This window comes from Pseudomonas sp. FW305-E2 (assembly GCF_058782925.1).
This window is the reverse complement of sequence record NZ_JBYSYE010000002.1, coordinates 190404-213471: the sequence shown is the minus strand read 5'-3', so window position 1 is coordinate 213471 and position 23068 is coordinate 190404. Positions and strand designations below refer to the sequence as shown.

The window sequence follows — 23068 nt, the reverse complement described above, 5'->3', positions numbered from 1 at the left end:
GGTATGGAGCTGTACACCTATTACCGTTCCACCTCGTCTTACCGGGTGCGCATTGCCCTGGCACTGAAGGGGCTGACTTACCAGTCCCTGCCGGTCAACCTGCTGCAGGGTGAGCAGCGCGGCGAGGGCTATGTAGCCGTCAACCCGCAGGGCCGTGTACCGGCCTTGCGCACCGACGGTGGTGAGGTACTGGTGCAGTCGCCGGCGATCATCGAGTACCTGGAAGAGGTTTATCCACAGCCTGCGTTGCTGCCGGCCACCGCCGAGGCACGGGCCAAGGTACGTGGGGTGGCGGCCATCATTGGTTGCGACATTCATCCGCTGCATAACGTCAGTGTGCTCAACCGGCTGCGCCAGGCCGGTCAGGATGAGGGGCAGGTCAACCAGTGGATCGGCCACTGGATCAGCCAAGGGCTCGCGGCAGTGGAGCAACTGATTGGCGATCACGGTTTCTGCTTTGGCGACACGCCTGGGCTGGCGGATGTGTACCTGATCCCGCAGTTGTACGCGGCCGAACGCTTCAACATCGACCTCGACAGCTTCCCGCGCATCCTGCGGGTTGCCGCACTGGCGGCCGCGCACCCGGCGTTCGCCAAGGCCCACCCCGCCCAGCAGCCGGACAGCCCGGCTCAGTGAAGTGAACGGTTCGTCGCCGGAAGCTTGCCGATTCGCTCGGACAGCTTCAGGCGCTGGACCGGGTCTTCCGTCAGCAGCAACGCATGCTCCAGGTCGAAGCGCTCGGCCTGTGGGCAATCCAGATGATGGTAGAGCGAGGCGCGGGTCATGTAGTCGCTCACCTGCACCGGGCCCAACTGCATGATGCGCTCTGCGTCGATCAACGCCGCCAGGTGGTTGTCGTTACTGATGTGCAGTTGGCGCAGGTTGCGTGACAGGCGTTGCAGCATCTGCAGCGGGCTGGCGCTGCGCAGGTGCTCGGCGGTCAGCGCCAGGTGCGGGCCGAACTGGCGCGCCAGCAATTCGCGGCAGTCGCTGGGGTACAGGCGCCGGCCGCCGCAGGGATCGAGCAGGTGGTCGGCACCCGGCACGCGCAGCAGGAAATGGCCAGGGAAGCCTACACCCTCCAGCGGTATGGACAGGCGCCTGGCCAGTTCCAACGCGAGGATGGCCAGGGTCAGTGGTTGGCCGCGGCGGCGCTGCAATACCTTGTCCATCATCGCCGCATGGGGGCGCAGGGGGTGATATTCATCCTGCTGAAAGCCCAGCGCATTGAGCTGGCGCAGCAGTGGCTGGGCCAGTTCGCAGAGTGGAAGCATCGGCAGGTTGGCGCTTATCTCGCGCTGCAGGTCGTGCAGCGCAGCAAGGCTGGCCGCGGGCTCGACACCCGGGTCGTGCTCGGCAGCAATCCACAATGCGGCTTCCAGCAGGTCGACAGGCTCGCGTTCCAGGCAGGCCAGGCAGGCTTGACGTGGCTTCATGGGGCATCTCCACACACGTTTGAGTATTAGCCGTGGCGCGTGGTTTCGTCCAGTGGTCCGGCGGCGGCGTCAACGCCGAGGCCGTGCCTATACTGGAAGGAGCACCTCGTAGGGGAGCCGGTCGATGTTCGCGCTGATGCAAAGCACCCGTACCCAGTCACTGCACCTGTTCAATGACCCGCCTACAGGCCTGAAAGCCGTTGTGGCAATCCACAGTGAGCATTTGGGCCCGGCCATGGGGGGGTGCCGCTACCTGCCTTACGCCGATGACGAAAGCGCCATGACCGACGCGATTCGCCTGGCCCAGGGCATGAGCTACAAGGCAGCACTGGCCGGCTTACCGATGGGGGGTGGCAAAGCGGTGATCATGCGCAACCCGCATGTGGAAAACCGCGCCGCGCTGTTCGAGGCCTTTGGCCGCTTCATCGATACCTTGCATGGGCGCTTCATCATCGCCGTGGACAGTGGCACCTCGACCTTGGACATGGACTGCATTGCCCACAGCACGCCCTACGTGACCAGCACCACTGCATCGGGCGACCCATCACCACATGCGGCGATGGGGGTGTTCGCGGGCATACGTGCCACAACCTCGTTCCGGCTGGGCAGCGATGACCTGAGAGGCTTGCGGGTAGCGGTGCAGGGGTTGGGCAATGTCGGTTATGCACTGGCGGAGCAATTGCATGCGGTGGGCGCGGAGCTGCTGGTCAGCGACCTTGACCCGGGGCGGGTGCGGCTGGCGATGGAGCAGTTCGATGCCAAACCGGTGACCAACGATGCGTTGATCAGTACCCCTTGCGATATCTTTGCACCCTGCGGCGTGGGCCCGGTACTGAACGGGCAGAGCGTGATGCAACTGCGTTGTGCGGCAGTGGCGGGGGCGGCCAACAACCAGCTGACGACCTTGCAGGTGGCAGACCAGCTGGAGTCGCGCGGCATATTGTATGCACCTGACTACGTGATCAATGCCGGTGGGCTGATCTATGTGGCACTCACCCACCGTGGCGAAGACCAAGGCACCATTACTGCGCACCTGGCGCGGATTCCTTCACGGCTGACCGAAGTGTTTGGCCATGCGCAGGCGGAGAAGCGTTCGCCGGCAAGGGTGGCGCAGATGTTGGCGGAGCGGTTGTTGTATGGCTGAAGGTTGCTGATGGCGTTGTTGGCCACTTCGCCGGTAAACCCGCACACCTCGGGCGATATCACTCGGCAGCAGTACCCTCAAGCAATTCGGCCAACGCATCCGGCTGGCTTTTGAACGCCCGGGCGAACACATCGCGGTTCTTCGCCATGTAGATACCGGCTTCCTCGACCTGCTGCTCGGTCAGCGACGGCACCGCCTTGTGCAGCACTTCGGCCAGGCGCTCGGCCAGCTCGAGCATTTTGTCGTGACGGTCTGCTTCGGCCTTATCCATGAACAAGCGCTCCGGGTCGCGGCTGCTGCGGTACACCACTTCGACGGCCATTCATCACCTCTATGCCTTTTTGCTGGTTGTGTTGCGGTTTACTGTATCTATATACAGTAATGGCAATGCTGGTTGGTTCGCAAGCAGAAATTGTAGCGTGGCACAGACCGAGCGCTGCGGGTGCGCCTTTGCCAGGAACAATTGGTTCGAAACAGATGTAGGAGCGGGCTTGCCCGCGAATGCGGTGGCGGCTGCGACGGTGAATGACCGGGAGATATTGGCCGGCAGGTCCGGCCTATTCGCGGGTAAACCCGCTCCTACAATGGTGCGCCGCGCGGGCGGGGCTCGATCTCACAGGCGCTGAAACTGCTGCGGCAAATACATAGAGGCCTTCATCCAACCTGAAGCGAAATCCTCATTGCTTCATGCCCAACTCGGCATCATCCATCAGCGCCTTGGCCATGGCACTCAGATAATGGGCGGCCCATATCATCATGGGCTTCTCCTCCATCAGGCCAGTAATGGTCAATTCACGCACATAGCCCATCAATTCCGACGACTGCTCGCGGGCGTCCCTGCAGGGGATGCCAGGCTCGATGCGGAACAGTGGATGGGTGCTGTTTTCGCCTTGATAGAAAGTGGTCTTGCCGACGGTGAATTGGGTGTCTTCTGTTGTCATTGTTCAATTCCCTGAAGTTTCTCGAGTGCCTGGCCGACCCTTTCGCGGGCATGCCCGCTCCCACAGGTACAGTGCAAGTCTTGAAGACTGTGGTGATCCTGTGGGAGCGGGCGAGCCCGCGAAGAGGCCGGCCCTCCCGGCACATTAACCAGTCTTAGTGCGAAGTCCTGGGCTCAGCGGGCATCTGCACCTGAACCAGTGCCGACTCAAGCAGAGCCCGCAGCGCCTCCAGCTCATGCATGGAGGTCATCATCAGGATCGAAACCGGTGACTTGGGCTGAAGCAGCAACGCCTGATGCACCACGGTGGCTGCGCACAACGCGTAGTCGGTGGCCTGGATCAGGGTGTCTTCGAGGGAATGGGGGTTATGGGGTGGATCGGGAACTACTTTCAGCATGGTGAAGGCCTGTTCAAAGTTGGGGCCACCACCTCCTGCTGTCAAACAATGAGGCGGCAGCTGTACATGGGTTGACAGACCGGTGAACAGAACCAAAAGCCGGCGCACACGAGGTGCCCCATGACAGCTGCCATAAAGGCAAAGCCATGTGGTTAGTTCAGGGCGGCCTGTCAAAGCCGGTCGCTGATTGGCAGCGACGACCCCAGACTAGTGCGCATGCCCGAACGCCACAATGGCAGGGAGTATCTTTGGGAAATGCCCTACAAGGAAGGGGTTAAATCTGATTTTTCCCCAAGCACGGCGTGCTTTTTTGCAATGCGCCACGCCTCAAGGTGTCTTGCGGCAATCGGTCGCCTTCCAAGACAGGGGCTTGGCCCTTTAACTGCATGGCACAAGCGTCACATCAGCGACGCATCATCCTTAAAGACGTATCGGGGAATGGAACATCGTGAACATCAAATGGGCAGAAAAACTGCGCAAGGGCCTGCACGGCTCGGCCGACTCGCTGGGCAACCTGTGCGTCGAGGCGTTCCATTACCTGGCGCTGTTCGGCATTGGCGCGATCACCGCCTACGCGGCGGTGGTGACGTTCCTGGACATGCTGGGCAAGGGCGGGATCAGTGTCGATGACATCCTGCTGTTGTTCATCTACCTGGAGCTGGGGGCGATGGTGGGGATCTACTTCAAGACCAACCACATGCCGATCCGCTTCCTGCTGTACGTGGCAATCACCGCGCTCACTCGCCTGCTGATCGGCGATGTTTCGCACCACAAGGCACCCGATGAAGGGCTGTTGTACCTGTGCGGCGGCATCCTGTTGCTGGCGTTCTCGATCCTGGTGGTGCGCTACGCTTCGTACCGCTACCCCTCGACCAAGGTGCTGGACGCCAACGGCAAGGCAGTGGAGGAGGGCAAGTAGCCCTCAGTTGGCAATGAAATGGCGCGGCTCGTGGCGGGCGTCACGGGTCAGCGCGGCCAGCACTTGCAGGGGGTTCTGGCTGAGTTCGATCGCAAGGCCCAGGCGGATGCTGTCGATCACCCGTTGCAGGCGCACCGGGTCGTTGCGTTGGGCCGGGGTGATGAGGCGCTTGGCGACCACGCCGGCGTCGTCGGACAGGGTCAGCATGATACTGCCGTCGAGGTTTGCAATGCTCAGGTTCACCCGGTATTCGGGCGCGAATGCAGCACTGATTCGTTCGAATGGGTTGTTCATGGTCTTGCTTCTGCGTTGAGTGAATGCAGAGGTTGACCGGGACGTTCGCACGTTGGTTCAGCGCCATTGATCGGCACAAACGAAAACGCCCGGCTCAAGGCCGGGCGTTTTGCATTGCCGATCAGGCGTCCGGGTCACTCAGTTCCAAGACGCCGCGCTTGCTGCGCAGCTTGCCGTAGAAGTGCTCCAGCGCGTGATTGAGCTTGGTGGCGGCACCGTCGACTGCCTGGTCCAGCGAACTGGCGGTGTGGGTCACGGAAATCGGTTGGTGGCCTTTCGGGCGAGCCTCCATCTGGCAGCGTTTGTCATGCGGTCCGGGCTTGACGCCGTTCTCGTCGCGCAGGTGAACCTCGATGCGGGTGAGGTCTTCTTCGTAACGTTCCAGCGAGTTCTGCAGTGTGCTGCGGACCCACTGGTCGAGCCGGGCGTTACCGTCGAAATCGTTGCTGCTGTTGACCTGGATTTGCATGATTCAATCCTTATTCAGCTTGCTCGCATGGAGACGCGCCTAGGCCCTTGAGACCCTTGGAATTTCTGCGCCTCTTGACTCTAAGGTCAGGCAACTGCGGAATGAATTCAAGCCCTTTTTGAAAATAAATTTCTTGTTGCAAATGGGCTTACCGTGACGCGTGGCGCGTACGGCCAAATGCGTAGCGGGGGCTGGGCTTTGCTTATGAGAATTGAAATCATTATTATTGCAGCCCCAAGAACGCCCGGACCCCGCCATGACGCGCAAAACCGCCGGCCTCCCGCTCAGCTATCGCCTGGCCGTGACATCCCGTAGCCTGGCCGCGCTGCTGGGCGGCTATCTGCTGGCGTCCCTCGCGAGCGTCTGTATTGCCTTGCTGGCGCCACTGCCCAAGGTCGATGCCACGCTCACCGGCCTGCTGCTGTCGTTCGTCTTCTACCTGCTGGCGTTCATCTGGTGTTTCGCCTGCCGCAGCGCCTGGCGTGCCTGGTTGGGCGTATTGGCGCCAAGCCTGCTGCTGGGCGTGATCAGCGGCGTTGCCTACTGGATGAAAAACGCATGAAAGAAGGCTTCCGCCAGGCCATGGCCTGGCTGCACACCTGGACCGGCCTGATCTTCGGCTGGCTGTTGTTCGCCATCTTCCTTACCGGCACGCTGTCGTACTTCAAGGAAGAAATCACTCATTGGTCACAGCCTGAAGTGCGCAGCCATGCCCTGGACCCGATCAATAGCCTGGCGGTAGCTCAACGTTACCTGCAGGACAATGCAGGGCATTCGAGTACCTGGTTCATTCGCATGCCGAACGAACGGGAGGCCGCCTTGAGTGTGGGCTACCGCGACCCCAGTGGCGGCCCGCGTGGCTTTGTCAGGAAAACCCTCGATACCCAGACCGGCCAGCCGGTGGACGCACGTGACAGCCGCGGTGGTGAGTTCTTCTACCGCTTCCACTTCCAGCTTCAGATGCCTTACCCGGTTGGCCGTTGGCTCTCGACGTTCTGCGCTTTCATCATGCTGCTGGGGTTGGTCACCGGCATCATTACCCACAAGAAGATCTTCAAGGAGTTCTTCACCTTCCGCCCTGGCAAGGGGCAGCGTTCCTGGCTGGACGGGCACAATGCCATCGGCGTGCTGGTGCTGCCGTTCCACCTGATGATCAGCTACAGCAGCCTGGTGCTGTTCATGTACATGGTGATGCCGGCGGGCATCATGGCCAGCTACGGCAATGACACCGACAAGTACTTCAACGACCTGTTTGGCCGCAACGATGCGCCCAAGGCGGCCCAGGTGGCCACGCCGCTGGTAGCGCTGCCGAGCCTGTACGCCAAGGTGCAGGCGCTGCAGCCGGGGGCGCGTGTTGGCAGCATCCAGGTGCAAAACCCGGGCGACAGCAATGCCCGCGTCACCTTCACCCAATCGGCAGCCGACCACGTGGCTTATCGGCGTAGCGCCAACTGGACATTCGATGGGGCCAGCGGTGCGCTGTTGAGCCAGGGCAAGCCGGAGAGCGGTTTAATGATGACCGCCTTCAGTTTCGCCGGCCTGCACATGGGTAACTTTGCCGGGCCTTGGCTGCGCTGGCTGTATTTCTTCTTTGGTGTGGCCGGTACGGCGGTGATTGGTACCGGGTTGGTGATGTGGTTGGGCAAGCGCCAGCTCAAGCACGCCAAGAGCGGAGCTGTGCCAGGGGAGCTGCGCCTGGTCGAAGTGCTCAATATGGCCAGCATGAGTGGCTTGTTGCTGGCGGTGGCGAGCTTTTTCTGGGCCAACCGCCTGGTGCCCATGGCTGTCGAAGGCCGGGCCGACTGGGAGGTCAATGCTTTCTTCATCGCCTGGGGCCTGTCGCTGGTGCACGCCGTGCTGCGTAGCGGGCGCAAGGCCTGGGGCGAGCAACTGGCGCTGGGCGCGCTGGCCTTCGCCCTGCTGCCGTTGCTCAATGGCCTGACGACTGACCGGGGCTTGAACCATTCGGTACTGGAGGGTGACTGGGCCATGGCCGGCTTCGATCTGACAGCCCTGGGGACCGGCCTGTTTCTGGCCTGGCTGGCCCACAAGATGCTGGCCAGCCCAACCCCCGTAGCCAAGCGCGCGGCGCGTGCGACAAAAAAGTCGAGCATTGAAACGGTGGAGGTGAGCTGATGCTGGGTAACGCACTGATTGCCTTTGCGGGCTTTGTTGCCCTGTGCCTGGCGATGGAAAAGCACTTCAGCGACTTGCTCGGGCGCAAGCCGAGCCCCAGGCACTTGCTCCTGTTACGTGTTGCAGGTTGGCTGCTGCTGATGCTGTCGCTGGTGCTCAGCGTGTACCTGCGTGGCTGGGCCCTCGGCCTGGTGGAGTGGACCGCAGTGATGATGGCCGGGGTAACACTGTGGGTGTTCGGCCTGCCGTACCAGCCTCGTCTGCTGCTGGGCCTGGCTGCCGTCAGCGTGGTGCTGGGCCCCCTGCTGGCCGTATCTGCTGCGTGATCCCTGTGAGCGAGCCGAGGGATATCATCGAACCTGACGCTGACAGCGCAGGCGCGCGTGCACGTTTCGTCCAGGTGTTCCAGGCCCAGCGTGCGCGTATGGAGGCGTTGGTAAGCCGTCGGGTCGGCTGCCGCGCCACTGCTTCGGACTTGGTCCAAGAGCTGTTCCTGCGTTTCTGGCGTCGCCCCGAGGTCAAGGTCGAGGCGCTGGACACTTACCTGCTGCGTTGCGCGGGCAACCTGGCCATAGACCACCTGCGCAGCGAAAGTAGCCGCGAACGCGTGGCCGAAGCCGCTGTGCCGGTGAATGAGGCGAGCCTGGCCCAGGCCCCTGAGCAGGCCGTGGAGGTCGACCACGACTTGCAGCGTATCGAGGCCACCTTGCGTGCCTTGCCCGAACGCACCCGGCAGATCTTCCTGCTCAACCGCATTCACGGCTGCAAGTACAGCGAGATCGCCAAAGCCATGCAGCTGTCCCAGAGCGCCGTGGAAAAGCATATGATGCGCGCCCTCGAAGCGTGCAAGGCGAGTGTTGCCGAGCCCGCGTCCACCCCACGCCGGCCAGGGAGCGCCCGTCGATGAGCCGTTTACCGCCGATCACCGAAGCGCAGTTTCAGGCTGCCCTGCAATGGTTCAACCGGATTAACGAGCAACCCGGGCAAGCCGAAGGGGCGGCATTCAAGCGCTGGTTGCTGGCCGACCCCGCGCACCGCGCAGCTTATGAACAGGCCCAGGTGCTGTGGCAGAAAAGCGCCGCCCCAGCGGCGCGGCTGGCGGACGAAGAACAGGACGCCCTGCAGCGCTACCTCGATGCCATGGCCAGACCGCCGGCGCGTGGCGGGTGGCGGCGGGTGGCAGGGCTGGCGTTGGCAGCCTGCCTGGTGCTGGCCGTGGGCGTCGCCGGGGGCTGGCACCCGGGGTACTGGTTGCGGGACCTGCAGGCGGACTACAGCAGTGCCGGGCAGATTCGCCAGGTGACCTTGGCCGACCAGTCACAGGTGACGCTTGATGCCGGTAGCGCCATTGCGGTCGACTTCGCCCAGGGTGAGCGCCGTGTGCGGTTGCTGCATGGTGCGGCGTTCTTCGAGGTTACCCATACCGGTGAGCCGTTCCTGGTGGAAGCTGCCGGCGGCGAAGTGCGGGTGCTTGGCACCCAGTTCGAGGTGCGTGAGCAAAGCGAGGGCGCCCAGGTGACGGTGCGCAGCGGGCGTGTGGGCGTCAGCCCCGCGCAGGGCACTGTGGCGCGAGAACTGACTGCCAACCAGCAGCTGACCTACCGCGCAGGCAGGGTAGGCGACACCCTGGCGGTGGACAGTGACAACCGCCTGGCCTGGCGCCAGGGGTGGCTGAACTATTACCAGGTGCCGCTGGCGCAGGTGATCGAAGACCTTGGGCGATATTACCCGGGGCGTATCCTGTTGCTCGATGGTGACCTGGGGCAGCGCAAGGTCAGCGGCAGCTTCCCGGTGGCCGAGCCGCTGCTGGCGCTGGATTCGCTGGGTAAGGTGATGGGTTTTTCACGGCAGACCGTGTTGGGGCGTTTGACCCTGATTCGGTAGTTGCCTGTGCCAGCCTCTTCACGGGTAACCCCCCCGTAGGAGCGGGTTTACCCGCGAAGAGGTCGCCACAACAAAAATATTTCCAGGCACAGGTGAGGTAACAGCACGTGGCATCCGTGTAATGAGTGAAAGTGCGATTCATTCGCAGTAATCACCCTCTCACAGGTCAGCGTCCATGAAGTTCTCCCCGCGTTGCGTCCCTCTCTGGTTCGGCCTTGCTGCGCTCCCGGCCTTCGCTGTCGCCCCCCTGGCAACCGCGGCCGAGCAGCTGCAGGCCTATGCCTTCGCCCAGCCGGCCCAACCCTTGGCCCAGGCCCTGAACGCCTTCAGCCGCACCACTGGCCAGAGCGTGGTCTACACCCTCGAGTTGCCGGGCGTGCAAGCGCCAGCGCTGAAGGGTCGGTTCAGCGCCGAGCAGGCGCTGCAACAACTGCTGGGCAACGCTGGGCTGGCCTGGCGCCGCGTCGACGCACGTACCCTGACCCTCGAACCTGCAGACACCTCCGGTGCCCTCAACCTGCAGGCCACCACCGTGACCTCGCAACAGGACGACTACAGCTACCAGCCCCTGGCCAGCGCTTCGATCATGCGCGGGCAGGGCCCGAACCAGGACATCCCCCAGGCAATCAACGTGGTACCGGCCCAGGTCATCCGCGACCAGGCCCCGCGCAACCTCGATGATGCCCTGGCCAACGTCAGCGGCATTACCCAGGGCAACAACTTCGGCGGCACGTCCGACACGGTGATGAAACGTGGCTTTGGCGACAACCGCGACGGCTCGATCATGCGCGATGGCATGCCCGTGGTGCAGGGTCGCAACCTCAACGCCAGCACCGAGCGGGTTGAAGTGCTCAAGGGGCCTGCCTCGCTGCTGTACGGTATCCAGGACCCGGGTGGGGTCATCAACGTGGTCAGCAAGCGTCCGCAGTTGCAGCAGTACAACGCCCTGACGGTGCGCGGCTCGACCTATGGCAGCGGTAAGAACGGCAGCGGTGGCGGGCTCGACAGCACGGGCGCACTGGGTGACAGCAACTTCGCCTACCGCCTGGTCGTCGACCACGAAGACGAGGACTACTGGCGCAACTACGGTGTGCACCGCGAATCGCTGGTGGCACCGTCGCTGGCTTGGCTGGGCGAAGACACCCAGGTGGTGCTGGCTTACGAGCACCGTGAATTTCTCTATCCGTTCGACCGTGGCACCGCGTTCGGCAACAACGGCCACCCGCTGAACATCCCTGCCACGCGCCGCCTGGACGAGCCGTTCAACGACATGGAAGGGCGCTCCGACCTGTATCGCCTGGAAGTCGACCATCAGCTGGCCGATGACTGGAAGCTGCACTTCGGCTACAGCTTCAATCGTGAGACCTACGATGCCAGCCAGGTTCGCGTGACCGGCGTCAACGAAACCCAAGGCACGCTGACACGCAGCATCGACGGCACCCACAACGCCATGAGCCGTGACCAGTTCGTGACCCTGAGTCTCAATGGCAATGTCGAGCTGGCGGGGATGCAGCATGACCTGCTGTTCGGCATCGACCATGAAGACCGCAAGATCTTTCGCGGTGACCTGATTCGCCAGACGCCACAGTCCACGTTCAGTTATCTGGACCCGGTCTACGGACAGGAAGTGGAGGGCACCAACGTGCGAGCCAGCGACAGTGACCAGACCGACAAGCTGCGCACCGATGCGCTGTTCGTGCAGGACGCGCTGCACCTCGATGAGCACTGGATCCTTGTAGCAGGTGCGCGTTTCCAGCAGTACGACCAGTACGCTGGCCGCGGTCGCCCGTTCAAGGCCAATACCGACATCAGTGGCCAGGCTTGGGTACCCCACGCCGGTATCGTTTACAAAGTCGACGACCAGCTCTCGTTCTATGGCAGCTACAGCGAGTCGTTCAAGCCCAACTCGACCATCGCGCCGCTGACCGGCAATGTCGTGCTCGACGCCTCGGTGGCACCTGAGGAGGGCAAGTCGTGGGAGCTGGGCGCCAAGCTCGACATGCCAGGCCGCATCACAGGCACCCTGGCATTGTTCGATATCACCAAGCGCAATGTACTGGTCTCGAACTTTGACGCCGTCACAAGCGAGACGGTCTACAGCAATGCGGGTGAGGTCAGTTCACGCGGAGTGGAACTCGACGTGACCGGCCAGATCAGCGAGCGCTGGAGCCTGATCGGCAGCTATGCACTGACCGATGCCAAGGTCACCAAGGACCCTGATCTTGAGGGCAATCGCCTGCAGAACGTGGCCCGGCACAGCGGCTCGCTGTCGGCGGTGTATGACTTTGGCAGCCTGTTCGGGGGTGACCGGCTGCGCTTCGGTGCCGGCGCCCGTTATGTGGGCGAGCGTTCGGGTAACGCGACCAATACCTTCGACCTGCCGAGCTATACCGTTGCCGATGCGTTTGCCACTTATGAAACCAAACTCGACGAACACAACGTGCGCCTGCAACTGAACGTGAAGAACCTGTTCGACAAGGTGTATTACAGCTCGGCGGTGAACCAGTACTTTGTGGCGATTGGCGATGCGCGGCAGGTCAGTTTGTCGAGCACCTTCGAGTTCTAGGCAAATGGGGCCGCAGAGCGGCCCCGGTTTCAGATGAAAAAGGCCTTGCGGTATTCGCCAGGTGTTGCCCCCAGGGCTTGGCGAAACCGGTTGCTGAAATGGCTGGCACTGGCAAACCCGCACAACAAGGCAATCTCCCCCAGCGGCATTACTCCCAGCCGCAACAACTGGCACGCCCGGTGCAGCCGCCGGGCCAGCAGATACTGGTGCGGCGGGAGCCCGAAACTGGCGCGGAACATGCGCGCAAAGTGGTATTCGGACAGATTGCAGCGCAGCGCCAGCTCTTCCAGGGTGATGGGCTGGTCCAGGTGTGCCTCGAGGTAGTCGACCAGCTGTCGGCGCAGGTTTGGCGCCAGCCCGCCTTTCAGGCGCAGGCCTTGGCGCAACCCGACCTGGCTGAGCAGCGCATGGTCAACGATCTCGTGCGCCAGGCTGCTGGCCAGCAGGCGCTCGCCGGGCTCGTCCCAGTCCAGCTGGATCAATTGACGAAAGCGGGCAGCCTGCTGCGGGTCGTCCAGAAAGGTCGCTTCCTGCAGTTGCAGCTCGCGCGGTTCCCGGTCGAGCAGGCGTACACAGCCCAGGGCGAACTGCGCCTCGCTGACATACAGGTGTGCCAGGCGGATCGCACCATTGACGACCCAGTTCGATTCCTGCCCGGCCGGCATCACGCACAGCTTGTCGGGCGCACCTTTGTCGGCCGGGCGCTGGCGGCGGAAGGTGCCGGTGCCGTCGGCGATGTAGCACGACAGGGTGTGATGGCTAGGCGCCTGGTAGTCGCGCGCATCGTCACGGTTGCTCCACAACGCTGCCGCCAGTCCGTCGCCCAGGTGCGCGCTCAGCTCCAGCCTGGCGTTGGGCGAGGCATGCATGGCGTTGAACACTTGCAACTGGGTGAGTGGCGTCATTGGCAGGTCCTCTTGCCTGCCATCCTACTGCGCCCTGGATCGAGTGACAGCTACCGGCGCAAGAAAAGCGCAAGTTCGTGCAAGCAGCCAGAGGCCGATCGAAAGAACACTGGTGATCCCTGTAGGAGCGGGTTTACCCGCGAAGCGCCGGGCACCGATTTCCAGAGGCCCAAGGAACCGCCACCATGAACCTGTCACTCTACCTGCTCACCGTCCTGATCTGGGGTACCACCTGGATCGCCCTGAAACTCCAGTTGGGTGTGGTCGCGATCCCGGTGTCGATCGTCTACCGCTTCGCCCTGGCCGGGCTGATCCTGTTTGCTTTCCTGTTGCTTACCCGCCGGCTGCAACCCATGAACCGCCGTGGCCACCAGATCTGCCTGGCCCAGGGCCTATGCCTGTTCTGCGTCAACTTCATCTGCTTCCTCAGCGCCAGCCAGTGGATCGCCAGCGGCCTGATCGCGGTGGTGTTCTCCACCGCGACACTGTGGAACGCGCTTAACGCTCGTATTTTCTTCGGCCAGAAAATCGCCAGCAATGTGCTTGGCGGTGGTGCCTTGGGCTTGCTTGGCCTGGGCCTGCTGTTCTGGCCGGAGCTGTCGCATCACGCAGCCAGCCGCGAAACCCTGTACGGCCTTGGTTTAGCCCTGTTCGGCACGCTGTGCTTCTCGGCCGGCAACCTGCTGTCGAGCATGCAGCAGAAGGCCGGGCTCAAGCCGATGACCACCAATGCCTGGGGCATGGTCTATGGGGCGGTGATGCTGGCGGTGTTCTGTGTGGTCAGCGGCGTGCCGTTCAGCATGGAGTGGAATGCGCGCTATATCGGTTCGCTGCTGTACCTGGTGGTGCCGGGGTCGGTGATTGCCTTCACTGCCTACCTGACGTTGGTCGGGCGCCTGGGCCCGGAGCGGGCAGCTTACTGCACGGTGCTGTTCCCGTTGGTGGCGTTGAATGTGTCGGCGGTGGCTGAGGGTTACCAATGGACGGCGCCGGCCTTGCTCGGCTTGGTGGCGGTGATGGCGGGGAATGTGCTGGTGTTTCGCAAGCCCCGGGCCAGGGTGGCTGGGGGTGTTGTGGTAGCCAAATAGGTGATGGGTTGCCTGGGCCGGCCCTTTCGCGGGTAAACCCGCTCCTACAGGGCAGTGCACACCCTTTGTAGGCACGGGTTTACCCGCGAAGGGGCCGGCCCAGGCACTCCAAAACGGTCAGCCCTTCCACACCTGCGGGTTCACCAGGTCCCGCGGCCGCTCGCCCAGCAGCGCCGCACGCAGGTTGTCGATCGCTCGGTTGGCCATGGCCTCACGGGTTTCGGCAGTAGCCGAACCAATGTGCGGCAGCGTCAGCGCATTGGGTAGCTTGAACAGCGGCGAGTCGCTCAGCGGCTCTTTCTCGTACACGTCCAGGCCCGCGCCGCGAAGGGTGCCGTTCTGCAGCGCCTCGATCAGCGCCGCCTCATCCACCACCGGCCCACGGGCAATGTTGATCAGGAACGCACTCGGCTTCATCAGCTTCAGCTCGCGGCTGCTGATCAGTTTGCGGGTGGCATCGGACAACGGCACCACGATGACCACGAAGTCGGCTTCGGCCAGCAACTGGTCCAGGCTGCGGAACTGTGCGCCCAGCTCCTGTTCCAGCGCAGTCTTGCGGCTGTTGCCGCTGTACAGGATCGGCATGTTGAAGCCAAAGCGGCCACGGCGTGCCACTGCTGCACCAATGTTGCCCATGCCGACGATGCCCAGGGTCTTGCCATGCACATCGCTGCCGAAGTGGGCCGGGCCCACGGTGGCCTGCCAGTTGCCGGCCTTGGTCCAGGCATCCAGCTCGGCGGTGCGCCGGGCGCAGCCCATGATCAGCGAGAAGCCCAGGTCGGCGGTGCTTTCGGTCAGCACGTCGGGGGTGTTGGTCAGGGCGATGCCGCGCTCGTTGAAGTAGTCGAGGTCGTAGTTGTCATAGCCGACCGACACGCTGGACACCACCTCCAGCCTGGCCGCGCCTTCAAGCTGCGCTCGGCCGAGCTTGCGGCCAACGCCGATCAGACCATGGGCTTCAGGCAGGGCTTCGTTGAACTGGGCGTTGATGTCGCCGAGCTTGGGGTTGGGCAGAATCACGTTGAAGTCTTGCTGCAGGCGCTCGGCCATGGCCGGGGTGATACGGCTGAAGGCCAGGACGGTCTTTTTCATCGGGCAACTTCTCTGCTAGGCGGGGTGGGGCTGTGCCGGCCTCTTCGCGGGCAAGCCCGCGCCTACAGGGGCGCGGTGCCTTGCAGGAACGGGCTTGCCCGCGAAAGGGGCGGAACAGGCGAAATCAATGGTTAGCAACCTACCATTGTCAGCCCCCGCAATGCAGCAGCTTTTTAGTTGGCGATCAGCACCTGGTGGGTTTTCAGGTCTGCCTCATGCGCGGCAAGAATCTCTGGCAGCGAGTTGCGCAGGTACTCGACCCAGGTCTTGATCTTGGCATCCAGATACTGCCGCGATGGATAGATGGCATACAGGTTCAGCTCCTGCAGGCGATACTCGGGCAGCACCCGAACCAGGCTACCGTCCCGCAGGCCCTCGATAGCCGAATAGATCGGCAGCACGCCTACGCCCATGCCACTGCGGATCGCAGTCTTCATGGCATCGGCGGTATTCACCATGAACGGCGAACTGGTGATGTTGACCATCTCTTGGCCTTCCGGGCCATCGAACAGCCATTTCTCCAGCGGTATGACCGGGCTGACCATGCGCAGGCAGGCGTGCTTGAGCAGGTCGGCAGGCTTGTGCGCCACGCCATGCTGGGCGATGTAGGCGGGCGAGGCACAGACAATGCTGTAGGTGATGCCCAGGCGCTGCGAAACGAACCCTGAGTCGGGCAGTTCGGTGGCCAGCACGATGGAGACGTCATAACCCTCGTCGAGCAGATCGGGCACGCGGTTGGCCATGGTCAAATCGAAGGTCACGTCCGGGTGCGTTTCGCGGTAGCGGGCGATGGCATCGACCACGAAGTGCTGGCCGACCCCAGTCATCGAATGCACCTTCAACTGCCCGGCCGGGCGCGCATGGGCGTCGCTGGCTTCGGCCTCGGCTTCTTCGACGTAGGTAAGAATCTGTTCGCAACGCATCAGGTAGCGCTTGCCGGCTTCGGTCAGCGCAATGCGGCGGGTGGTACGGTTGAGCAGCCTTGTTTGCAGATGGGCTTCCAGATTGGAGACTGCCCGCGACACGTTCGCGGTGGTCGTATCCAGTTGCGCCGCAGCGGCAGTGAAGCTGCCGAGTTGGGCTACGCAACTGAAAGCACGCATGTTTTGCAGGGTGTCCATGGGTCACTCTCGAGGTAGAGGACAAAATTGTGTCACGAAGTAACTTGGAAAAGAGAAAAAGTTGCCTTCGACCAAAGGCGGATTATCGCTGTTTTGGTAACAAAGATTCGCAGGAATCTGTGCTTATCGCCAGTGCTGCTGCCCCCTAGAATTGCCCGGCCCCTTCACCTCTTCCTCGGGAAATCGCAGCTGTGCCGCGTCGCATCATCAGAACGCTCAAGGCGTTCAGTGCCTGTGCCCTTGCCCTCACCTTGAGCGGCTGTATCGGAACCTGGGGCATTGCCCCGCAAAGCAAGACGCTGCAAGCCAATACCTTGACCACCGACGCGGCCATTCGCGAAGCCGCGACCGACGCTCACTGGCCCGACCAGCAGTGGTGGCACGCCTATGGTGACCCACAGCTGGACCGCTGGGTTACCCTGGCCGTGGCCGATAGCCCAAGCCTGGCCATGGCCGCGGCGCGGGTGCGCGAAGCCAAGGCCATGGCCGGTGTGGTCGAGTCGGCGGAAAAGCTCCAGGCCAACGGCCAGGCAACGCTCAAGCGCCACAACTGGCCTGAAGACCAGTTTTATGGCCCCGGCGCGTTGTCGGGTGCCAACACCTGGGACAACAACGCCGCCATCGGTTTCAGCTACGCCCTTGACCTGTGGGGGCGCGAGCGCAATGCCAGCGAGCAGGCCGTGGACCAGGCGCACATGAGCGTGGCCGAAGCCCGTCAGGCGCAGCTGGAACTGCAGAACAATGTGGTGCGTGCCTACATCCAGCTGAGCCTGCATTTTGCCCAGCGCGATATCGTCAAGGCCGAACTGGAACAGCAGGAGCAGATCCTGGCCCTGGCCAAGCGTCGCCTGGATGCCGGTATCGGCACCCATTTCGAAGTCAGCCAGGCCGAAGCGCCGCTGCCGGAAACCCACCGCCAGCTCGACAGCCTCGACGAAGAAATTGCCCTGACCCGCAACCAGCTGGCCGCACTGGCCGGCAAGGGGCCGGGGGAAGGCGCGCAGTTGCAGCGCCCGGTCCTGGCCTTGGCCGCGCCGCTGAAACTGCCTTCGAACCTGCCCGCCGAACTGGTTGGCCAGCGGCCTGATGTGGTTGCCAGCCGCTGGCAGGTGGCTGCCCAGGCGCGTGGCATCGACGTCGCTCACGCCGGCTTCTTCCCCAACGTCGACCTGGTCGGCAGCCTGGGCTTCATGGCCACCGGCGGTGGCCCGCTGGAATTCCTGACCGGGCGCAAGTTCAACTACAACGTCGGCCCGGCCATCAGCTTGCCGATCTTTGACGGTGGGCGCCTGCGCTCAGAACTGGGCGTGGCCTCGGCGGGGTATGACGTGGCGGTGGCCCGCTACAACCAGACCGTGGTTGGTGCACTGAAGAACATCTCCGACCAGTTGATCCGCCGCGAGTCGATGAAAGAACAGTCGCACTTCGCCGCCGAATCGGTTGCTGCCGCGCAGAAAACCTACGACATCGCCATGGTCGCGTTCCAGCGCGGCCTTACCGACTACCTGAACGTGCTCAACGCGCAGACTTTGCTGTTCCGCCAGCAGCAGGTGCAGCAGCAGGTGCAGGCCGCCCGCCTGATTGCCCATGCCGAGCTGGTCACCGCCCTGGGTGGTGGCCTGCAGGCCGGTCAGGATGCGCCGAAAGAGGAACGCCAGGCAGCACCGAAGACCCCGGCCACCCTGGCCATTTTCGACAAGAAGCCGGATAACGCCGAATGAGCACTTCCAGTTTGCCCGTGCGCTGGCTGCAAAGCCTGGAATGGCGCCGGGGCTTCTTTGCCTGGGCGCGCACCGACGGCGTGACCTGGGTGTACATCTTCAAGGTGCTGGCCGCCGCGTTCATTACCTTGTGGTTGGCCATGCGCCTGGAGCTGCCGCAACCGCGCACGGCCATGATCACCGTGTTCATCGTCATGCAGCCGCAAAGCGGGCATGTGTTCGCCAAGAGCTTCTACCGGGTGCTGGGCACCCTGGCCGGCTCGGCGATGATGGTGGCGCTGATCGCCATCTTCCCGCAGAACACCGAGCTGTTTCTGCCCAGCCTGGCCCTGTGGGTGGGCCTGTGCTCAGCCGGTGCCATGCGCTACCGCACCTTCCGCGCCTATGGTTTCGTGCTGGCTGGCTACACCGCAGCGATGATCGGCCTGCCGGTGCTGCAACACCCCGACCAGGCGTTCATGGCAGCGGTATGGCGGGCGCTGGAAATCGCCCTGGGTATTCTGGTGTCGACCTTCGTCAGTGCCGCGATCCTGCCGCAGTCGGCCAGTGCCGCAATGCGCAACGCCCTGTACCAGCGCTTTGGCGTGTTTGCCGGGGTGGTGGTCGAGGCCCTGCGTGGCGACAGTCAAAAGGACCGCTTCGAGAGCAGCAACGTGCGCTTCGTGGCAGAGGCCGTGGGCCTTGAGAGCCTGCGCAACGTCACCGCTTTCGAAGACCCGCACATGCGCCGTCGCAGTGGCCGGCTGGTGCGCATGAACAGCGAGTTCATGGCCATCACCACCCGCTTCAATGCCTTGCACCGCTTGCTGGAGCGCCTGCGTGCCCGTGGCCCGCTGCAGATCGTCAGTGCCATCGAACCGGGCCTGAACACCCTTGTGGAGTTGCTGCAGCCCTATGTGGGCCGGGCGTTGACTGACGCCGATGCGCTGCGCCTGACCCTGGAGCTGGCCGCCTACAAGGAAGGCCTGCAGGCTCAGGTGCGAGGGCTGCGGGCTGAGTACCTGGCAACGGACCCCAGCGAATCCGACCTGCTCGATTTTCACACCGCGTTCGAGCTGCTGTACCGCTTCGTCGACGAGATGTTGAGCTACGCCGAAACCCATGCCTCGCTGGCCGCGCACAAGCACGAGCGCGAGCAGTGGGACGAGCCCTACGTGGCGCAGACCAGCTGGTTGGTATCGCTGGCGGCCGGTGTGCGCGCCTCGGCAGTGCTGTTGCTGCTGGGCAGTTACTGGCTGCTCAGCGATTGGCCCAGTGGCGCCATGATGACCCTGATCGCCACGGTCACCGTATGCCTTTCGGCGGCGTCGCCCAACCCCAAGCGCATGTCGTTCCAGATGGCTTGCGGCACGGCCATCGGCGCTTTTGTCGGCTTCTTCGAAACCTTCTTCGTGTTCCCCTGGATCGACGGTTTTCCGCTGCTGTGCATGGTGCTGGCGCCTGTGTTCGTGCTGGGCGCGTTTCTTTCGTCGCGCCCTGCCTACGCCGGTTATGGCATCGGCCTGCTGGTGTTCTTCGCGATTGGTTCGGTGCCGAACAACCTCACCGTTTATGACCCGTACACCTTCATCAACGACTACATCGGCATGGTGATCGGCATGTTCGTCTGTGCCGCCGCCGGGGCGATCATCCTGCCGCCCAACAGCCGCTGGTTGTGGAGCCGCCTGGAGCAGGCGTTGCGCGAGCAGGTGCTGTTCGCCATCAGCGGCCGCCTGCGCGGCCTGGGCTCGGCCTTCGAAAGCCGCACCCGCGACCTGCTGCACCAGGCCTATGGCCTGGCGGCCGGCAAGCCGCAGGTGCAAAGCCAGCTGATGGGCTGGATGTTCACCGTGCTGGAGATCGGCCACGCCGTCATCGAGCTGCGCAAGGAGCAAGCCCGCGCCCCGGTGCACCCGGCCTATGCCGAGTCGCAGCCTTGGCGCCAGGCAATCCGTGTCATGGGCCGTGCGCTGACCCGGCTGTTCCTGCAGCCCAGCGCCAGCAACCACGAGCGCGCACTGGTGGCAGTGGACCACGCCATCGCACGCGTGCAGGCCACCGACGAGCCATTCGCCCGGCACTTCGACACCTCGGTGCTGCGCCGCGTGCAAAGCTACCTGCACTTCATCCGTACTTCCCTGCTGGACCCACAGTCGCCACTGGCACCGGCGAAAGGACTGCACCATGCCCCGTGAGATCGCCTTCCATGGCGTGTACATGCCCACCATGACCTTGATGTTCCTGTTTGCCCTGGGCCTGGCCTGGGGCCTGGACCGGTTCATTGCCAGCCATGATGGCTACCGCTTCTTCTGGCACCCGGCGCTGCTGCGCCTGAGCCTGTTCGTCTGCTTGTTCGGCGCCATGGCGCTGACTGTCTACTGGTGAGAATCCTTCGATGAAAAAGTTCTTCAGCCTGATCGCCACCCTGCTGGTGCTGGTCGCTGCCGTGGCCATCGGTCGCCAGTTGTGGCTGCACTACATGACCACGCCATGGACCCGTGATGGCCGTGTGCGTGCCGACATCATCAACGTCGCTGCCGACGTGCCCGGCTACGTGGTGGATGTACCGGTCAAGGACAACCAGCGGGTGAAGAAGGGCGACCTGCTGATCCAGATCGACCCTGAGCACTACCAGTTGGCCGTCGACCAGGCCAAGGCACTGGTCGCCTCGCGCAAGGCCACCTGGGAAATGCGCAAGGTCAATGCCAAGCGCCGTGCCGACATGGACAACCTGGTGATCTCCAAGGAAAACCGCGACGACGCCAGCAACATCGCCAATTCCGCCCAAGCCGATTATCAACAAGCCCTTGCCGAGTTGGCCGCAGCCGAGCTGAACCTCAAGCGTACGCATATCGTGGCGACGGTTGACGGCTACGTGACCAACCTGAATATCCACAAGGGCGACTATGCGCGTACCGGCGAAGCAGTGATGGCGGTGGTCGACGAGCACTCGTTCTGGGTTTACGGGTTCTTCGAGGAGACCAAGCTGCCGCATGTGAAGGTGGGGGACCAGGCCGAATTGCAGATGATGAGCGGCGAGCGCCTCAAGGGGCATGTGGAGAGCATTGCCCGCGGCATCTACGACCGTGACAACCCACAGAGCCGCGAGCTGATCGCCGACGTGAATCCGACCTTCAACTGGGTGCGGCTGGCACAGCGGGTGCCGGTGCGCATTCACATCGATGAAGTGCCGGAAGGGTTTTTGCTGGCGGCGGGGACGACTTGTACGGTGGTGGTGAAGCCGAGTTCGCCTTGAGATATACGTCGCCAGGCCGATCGAGCGCACCCCGCGCGCTGCCCGATCCGCTTGGCGACACCTCGCGCAACTCAGGCACTCGCCGCCCCCACCAACACCGGCACTTCGACCCGATCAATCACCTTCGCGCTGATCGACGGGTCGAGCAACCGCCCCAGCCGCGACAGGTGACGGTGGCCCATGATGATCAGCTCGCAACGCAGCTCTTGCGCCTTGGCGACAATCGCTTCAACTGGCAGCCCGGCCACCATGCAGCCCTGGCTGGCGAAGCCGGCTTGCTGCAGTTCGCGCACGGCCTCGGCTACGGCGTGGTCGGCATGCTGCTGTTCCTCGCAGGCGGCGGGGTATTCTTCCCGTTCCTCGGCGGTGTAGGGCGCGGGTTGCGCGTGCACCGCGAAGGTCGAATCGATGGCCAGCAGCACGTGCAGTTCGTGCTCGCCCGGGCGGCAGTAGCGGCGGGCGAGGGCAAGCAGGGCGGCAGATGTGGGGGAGGCGTCGATGGCGATCAGGACGGGGCTGGGCATGCAGGATCCTTGATGTATTTGGGGGCTGGGGCGGCCTCTTCGCGTAGACCAACGTAGGCGCGGGTTTACCCGCGAAAGGGCCGAACCTGCCATGCATCATTCTTGACCCAATCCTTTCCCTGAATAAATGGCCCACCACGCACAAGCGCATTGCGTCCGGTGCAATCCATCAACCTGATACCATCACATTTCCCACAGCTGTAACGGAAAACGGCCATGCAACTTCCGGACATGAACCTGCTTGTCGCCCTCGATGCCTTGCTCGACGAGGGCAGCGTGGTTGGCGCGGCGCAACGCATGAACCTGAGCCCGGCAGCCATGAGCCGGACCCTGGGGCGTATCCGCGAAGCGCTGGGTGACCCGATCCTGGTGCGGGCCGGCCGTGGCCTGGTGCCGACGCCGCGTGCGCTGGCCTTGCGCGAGCAGGTGCATGGCCTGGTGGAGCAGGCCGGGCAGGTATTTCGCAGTCGCGACGATGTCGACCTGGTGAACCTGGACCGTGCCTTCAACATCCGCACCAATGACCTGTTCATCGCCCTGTATGGCGCTCAGTTGTTGCGCATGATGCTGGCCCAGGCACCGCATACGGTGCTGCGTTTTGTGCCGGAGGGCAGCGGCGACGATGATGCGGTGCTGCGCAATGGCCAAATCGACTTGATCATCAGTTCAGCCATTGAACTGGGCCCCGAAATCAAGGTTCAGAGCCTGTTCAACACCTACTTCGTGGGCTTGGCGCGTGAAGGGCACCCGGTTTTCGATGACGAGATCACCCCTGAGCGCTTCGCCGCCTACCCGCACATCAGCGTGTCACGCCGTGGCCGTGCCAATGGGCCTATCGACGTGGCACTGGCCAATTACAAGGTGGAGCGCCGGGTAGCGCTGATCACGACGAGTTTTCACTCCGCGATGTTTTCGCTGCCGGACTCGGACCTGATCTTGCCGATACCCGCCAATATCCTGAACAGTGTGAACAGGCTGAAACTGCCATTGAGGTCCTTCGAGATCCCCGTGCCACTGGAAAAGGTCAATGTCATGCAGGCATGGCACCCGCGGTTCGATAACGACCCGGCCCATCGCTGGCTGCGGCAGACGTTGAAGGCGTGCGGCAGGATGGACCCTTGAGGCGTATGGCACGTGCGCATCCGTTGCCCGATTGCGTTTGACGCAATATAAAACTGCCAACAAGTCAGTTTTCG

General features: G+C 63.2%; 25 protein-coding genes. 15 read left to right on the top strand and 10 right to left on the bottom strand.

What is annotated here, in order from left to right; all coding sequences use genetic code 11:
• Positions 1–3 precede the first annotated feature (3 nt).
• The gene (maiA, locus tag AC3WLP_RS03600; protein ID WP_012053692.1) at positions 4–636 is read left to right on the top strand and encodes a maleylacetoacetate isomerase; all 633 of its coding nucleotides are present in this window, start codon (positions 4–6) and stop codon (positions 634–636) included.
• Here maiA and AC3WLP_RS03595 read toward each other — a convergent pair.
• Positions 630–1436, bottom strand: a complete 807-nt coding sequence (locus tag AC3WLP_RS03595; RefSeq protein ID WP_004575364.1) for a SirB1 family protein — start codon at positions 1434–1436, stop codon at positions 630–632. The genes maiA and AC3WLP_RS03595 overlap by 7 nt on opposite strands.
• Positions 1437–1560: 124 nt before the next feature.
• Here AC3WLP_RS03595 and AC3WLP_RS03590 point away from each other — a divergent pair, with 124 nt between their 5' ends.
• On the top strand, positions 1561–2580 hold the full coding sequence (locus tag AC3WLP_RS03590; RefSeq protein WP_003251677.1) for a Leu/Phe/Val dehydrogenase: 1020 nt from the start codon (positions 1561–1563) through the stop codon (positions 2578–2580).
• Between the two features lie 58 nt (positions 2581–2638).
• On the opposite strand, the gene AC3WLP_RS03585 is transcribed toward AC3WLP_RS03590, so the two are convergent.
• From AC3WLP_RS03585 to AC3WLP_RS03575, 3 genes are all read right to left on the bottom strand, one after another.
• Entirely contained in the window at positions 2639–2902 is a 264-nt protein-coding gene (locus AC3WLP_RS03585; protein ID WP_003251679.1) for a YebG family protein, read from the bottom strand.
• Between the two features lie 355 nt (positions 2903–3257).
• Positions 3258–3521, bottom strand: coding sequence for a DUF3077 domain-containing protein (locus AC3WLP_RS03580; RefSeq protein WP_003251681.1), 264 nt, complete (start codon positions 3519–3521; stop codon positions 3258–3260).
• Between the two features lie 154 nt (positions 3522–3675).
• Complete coding sequence (locus AC3WLP_RS03575; RefSeq protein WP_088513312.1) at positions 3676–3918, bottom strand: hypothetical protein; 243 nt, start codon at positions 3916–3918, stop codon at positions 3676–3678.
• A 448-nt stretch (positions 3919–4366) separates the two neighbouring features.
• On the opposite strand from AC3WLP_RS03575, the gene AC3WLP_RS03570 reads away from it, so the two are divergent.
• Entirely contained in the window at positions 4367–4837 is a 471-nt protein-coding gene (locus tag AC3WLP_RS03570; RefSeq protein WP_003251685.1) for a phosphate-starvation-inducible protein PsiE, read from the top strand.
• Positions 4838–4840: 3 nt separating this feature from the next.
• On the opposite strand, the gene AC3WLP_RS03565 is transcribed toward AC3WLP_RS03570, so the two are convergent.
• Positions 4841–5131, bottom strand: a complete 291-nt coding sequence (locus AC3WLP_RS03565; protein ID WP_003251688.1) for a DUF3509 domain-containing protein — start codon at positions 5129–5131, stop codon at positions 4841–4843.
• A 121-nt stretch (positions 5132–5252) separates the two neighbouring features.
• Positions 5253–5600, bottom strand: coding sequence for an HPF/RaiA family ribosome-associated protein (locus tag AC3WLP_RS03560; RefSeq protein ID WP_003251689.1), 348 nt, complete (start codon positions 5598–5600; stop codon positions 5253–5255).
• 256 nt (positions 5601–5856) lie between these two features.
• Between AC3WLP_RS03560 and AC3WLP_RS03555 the strand changes: the two genes are divergently transcribed.
• The 6 genes from AC3WLP_RS03555 to AC3WLP_RS03530 all read left to right on the top strand — a co-directional run bounded on the left by AC3WLP_RS03555 (position 5857) and on the right by AC3WLP_RS03530 (position 12186).
• The gene (locus AC3WLP_RS03555; RefSeq protein ID WP_003251691.1) at positions 5857–6162 is read left to right on the top strand and encodes a DUF3649 domain-containing protein; all 306 of its coding nucleotides are present in this window, start codon (positions 5857–5859) and stop codon (positions 6160–6162) included.
• Positions 6159–7736 carry a PepSY-associated TM helix domain-containing protein gene (locus tag AC3WLP_RS03550; RefSeq protein WP_014859903.1) on the top strand — a complete coding sequence of 526 codons (1578 nt, stop codon included), beginning with the start codon at positions 6159–6161 and terminating at the stop codon, positions 7734–7736. The genes AC3WLP_RS03555 and AC3WLP_RS03550 overlap by 4 nt, the downstream gene beginning before the upstream one ends.
• Positions 7736–8062, top strand: a complete 327-nt coding sequence (locus AC3WLP_RS03545) for a DUF3325 domain-containing protein (RefSeq protein WP_014859904.1) — start codon at positions 7736–7738, stop codon at positions 8060–8062. Before AC3WLP_RS03550 ends, AC3WLP_RS03545 begins: the two co-directional genes overlap by 1 nt.
• Before the next feature lie 5 nt (positions 8063–8067).
• Positions 8068–8643 (top strand): RNA polymerase sigma factor, encoded by a 576-nt coding sequence (locus tag AC3WLP_RS03540; RefSeq protein WP_014754414.1) that lies wholly within the window; start codon positions 8068–8070, stop codon positions 8641–8643.
• Complete coding sequence (locus AC3WLP_RS03535) at positions 8640–9620, top strand: FecR family protein (protein WP_012053688.1); 981 nt, start codon at positions 8640–8642, stop codon at positions 9618–9620. The genes AC3WLP_RS03540 and AC3WLP_RS03535 overlap by 4 nt, the downstream gene beginning before the upstream one ends.
• A gap of 175 nt (positions 9621–9795) precedes the next feature.
• The gene (locus AC3WLP_RS03530; protein WP_088513313.1) at positions 9796–12186 is read left to right on the top strand and encodes a TonB-dependent siderophore receptor; all 2391 of its coding nucleotides are present in this window, start codon (positions 9796–9798) and stop codon (positions 12184–12186) included.
• A 29-nt stretch (positions 12187–12215) separates the two neighbouring features.
• Here AC3WLP_RS03530 and AC3WLP_RS03525 read toward each other — a convergent pair whose 3' ends face one another.
• Positions 12216–13091 carry a helix-turn-helix domain-containing protein gene (locus AC3WLP_RS03525; RefSeq protein WP_088513314.1) on the bottom strand — a complete coding sequence of 292 codons (876 nt, stop codon included), beginning with the start codon at positions 13089–13091 and terminating at the stop codon, positions 12216–12218.
• Between the two features lie 185 nt (positions 13092–13276).
• Between AC3WLP_RS03525 and AC3WLP_RS03520 the strand changes: the two genes are divergently transcribed.
• The gene (locus AC3WLP_RS03520) at positions 13277–14179 is read left to right on the top strand and encodes a DMT family transporter (protein WP_014859911.1); all 903 of its coding nucleotides are present in this window, start codon (positions 13277–13279) and stop codon (positions 14177–14179) included.
• 117 nt (positions 14180–14296) lie between these two features.
• Here AC3WLP_RS03520 and AC3WLP_RS03515 read toward each other — a convergent pair whose 3' ends face one another.
• Both AC3WLP_RS03515 and AC3WLP_RS03510 read right to left on the bottom strand, forming a co-directional pair.
• The gene (locus AC3WLP_RS03515) at positions 14297–15271 is read right to left on the bottom strand and encodes a 2-hydroxyacid dehydrogenase (RefSeq protein ID WP_004575357.1); all 975 of its coding nucleotides are present in this window, start codon (positions 15269–15271) and stop codon (positions 14297–14299) included.
• Positions 15272–15444: 173 nt separating this feature from the next.
• A complete protein-coding gene (locus tag AC3WLP_RS03510) occupies positions 15445–16392 on the bottom strand; it encodes a LysR family transcriptional regulator (protein ID WP_003251712.1) in 948 nt (315 codons plus the stop codon).
• A 191-nt stretch (positions 16393–16583) separates the two neighbouring features.
• Here AC3WLP_RS03510 and AC3WLP_RS03505 point away from each other — a divergent pair, with 191 nt between their 5' ends.
• The 4 genes from AC3WLP_RS03505 to AC3WLP_RS03490 are packed head-to-tail and all read left to right on the top strand — an operon-like array spanning position 16584 to position 21348.
• Positions 16584–18113: an efflux transporter outer membrane subunit gene (locus AC3WLP_RS03505; protein ID WP_088513315.1), complete on the top strand. Its 1530-nt coding sequence runs from the start codon at positions 16584–16586 to the stop codon at positions 18111–18113.
• Positions 18110–20287 (top strand): FUSC family protein, encoded by a 2178-nt coding sequence (locus tag AC3WLP_RS03500; RefSeq protein ID WP_003251716.1) that lies wholly within the window; start codon positions 18110–18112, stop codon positions 20285–20287. The genes AC3WLP_RS03505 and AC3WLP_RS03500 overlap by 4 nt, the downstream gene beginning before the upstream one ends.
• On the top strand, positions 20277–20477 hold the full coding sequence (locus AC3WLP_RS03495; protein WP_009685040.1) for a DUF1656 domain-containing protein: 201 nt from the start codon (positions 20277–20279) through the stop codon (positions 20475–20477). Before AC3WLP_RS03500 ends, AC3WLP_RS03495 begins: the two co-directional genes overlap by 11 nt.
• A 10-nt stretch (positions 20478–20487) precedes the next feature.
• A complete protein-coding gene (locus AC3WLP_RS03490) occupies positions 20488–21348 on the top strand; it encodes an efflux RND transporter periplasmic adaptor subunit (RefSeq protein ID WP_004575355.1) in 861 nt (286 codons plus the stop codon).
• A gap of 71 nt (positions 21349–21419) precedes the next feature.
• On the opposite strand, the gene AC3WLP_RS03485 is transcribed toward AC3WLP_RS03490, so the two are convergent.
• Positions 21420–21872, bottom strand: coding sequence for a universal stress protein (locus AC3WLP_RS03485; RefSeq protein ID WP_088513316.1), 453 nt, complete (start codon positions 21870–21872; stop codon positions 21420–21422).
• A gap of 216 nt (positions 21873–22088) precedes the next feature.
• Between AC3WLP_RS03485 and AC3WLP_RS03480 the strand changes: the two genes are divergently transcribed.
• The gene (locus AC3WLP_RS03480) at positions 22089–22994 is read left to right on the top strand and encodes a LysR family transcriptional regulator (RefSeq protein WP_003251728.1); all 906 of its coding nucleotides are present in this window, start codon (positions 22089–22091) and stop codon (positions 22992–22994) included.
• The last annotated feature ends 74 nt before the right edge of the window (positions 22995–23068 follow it).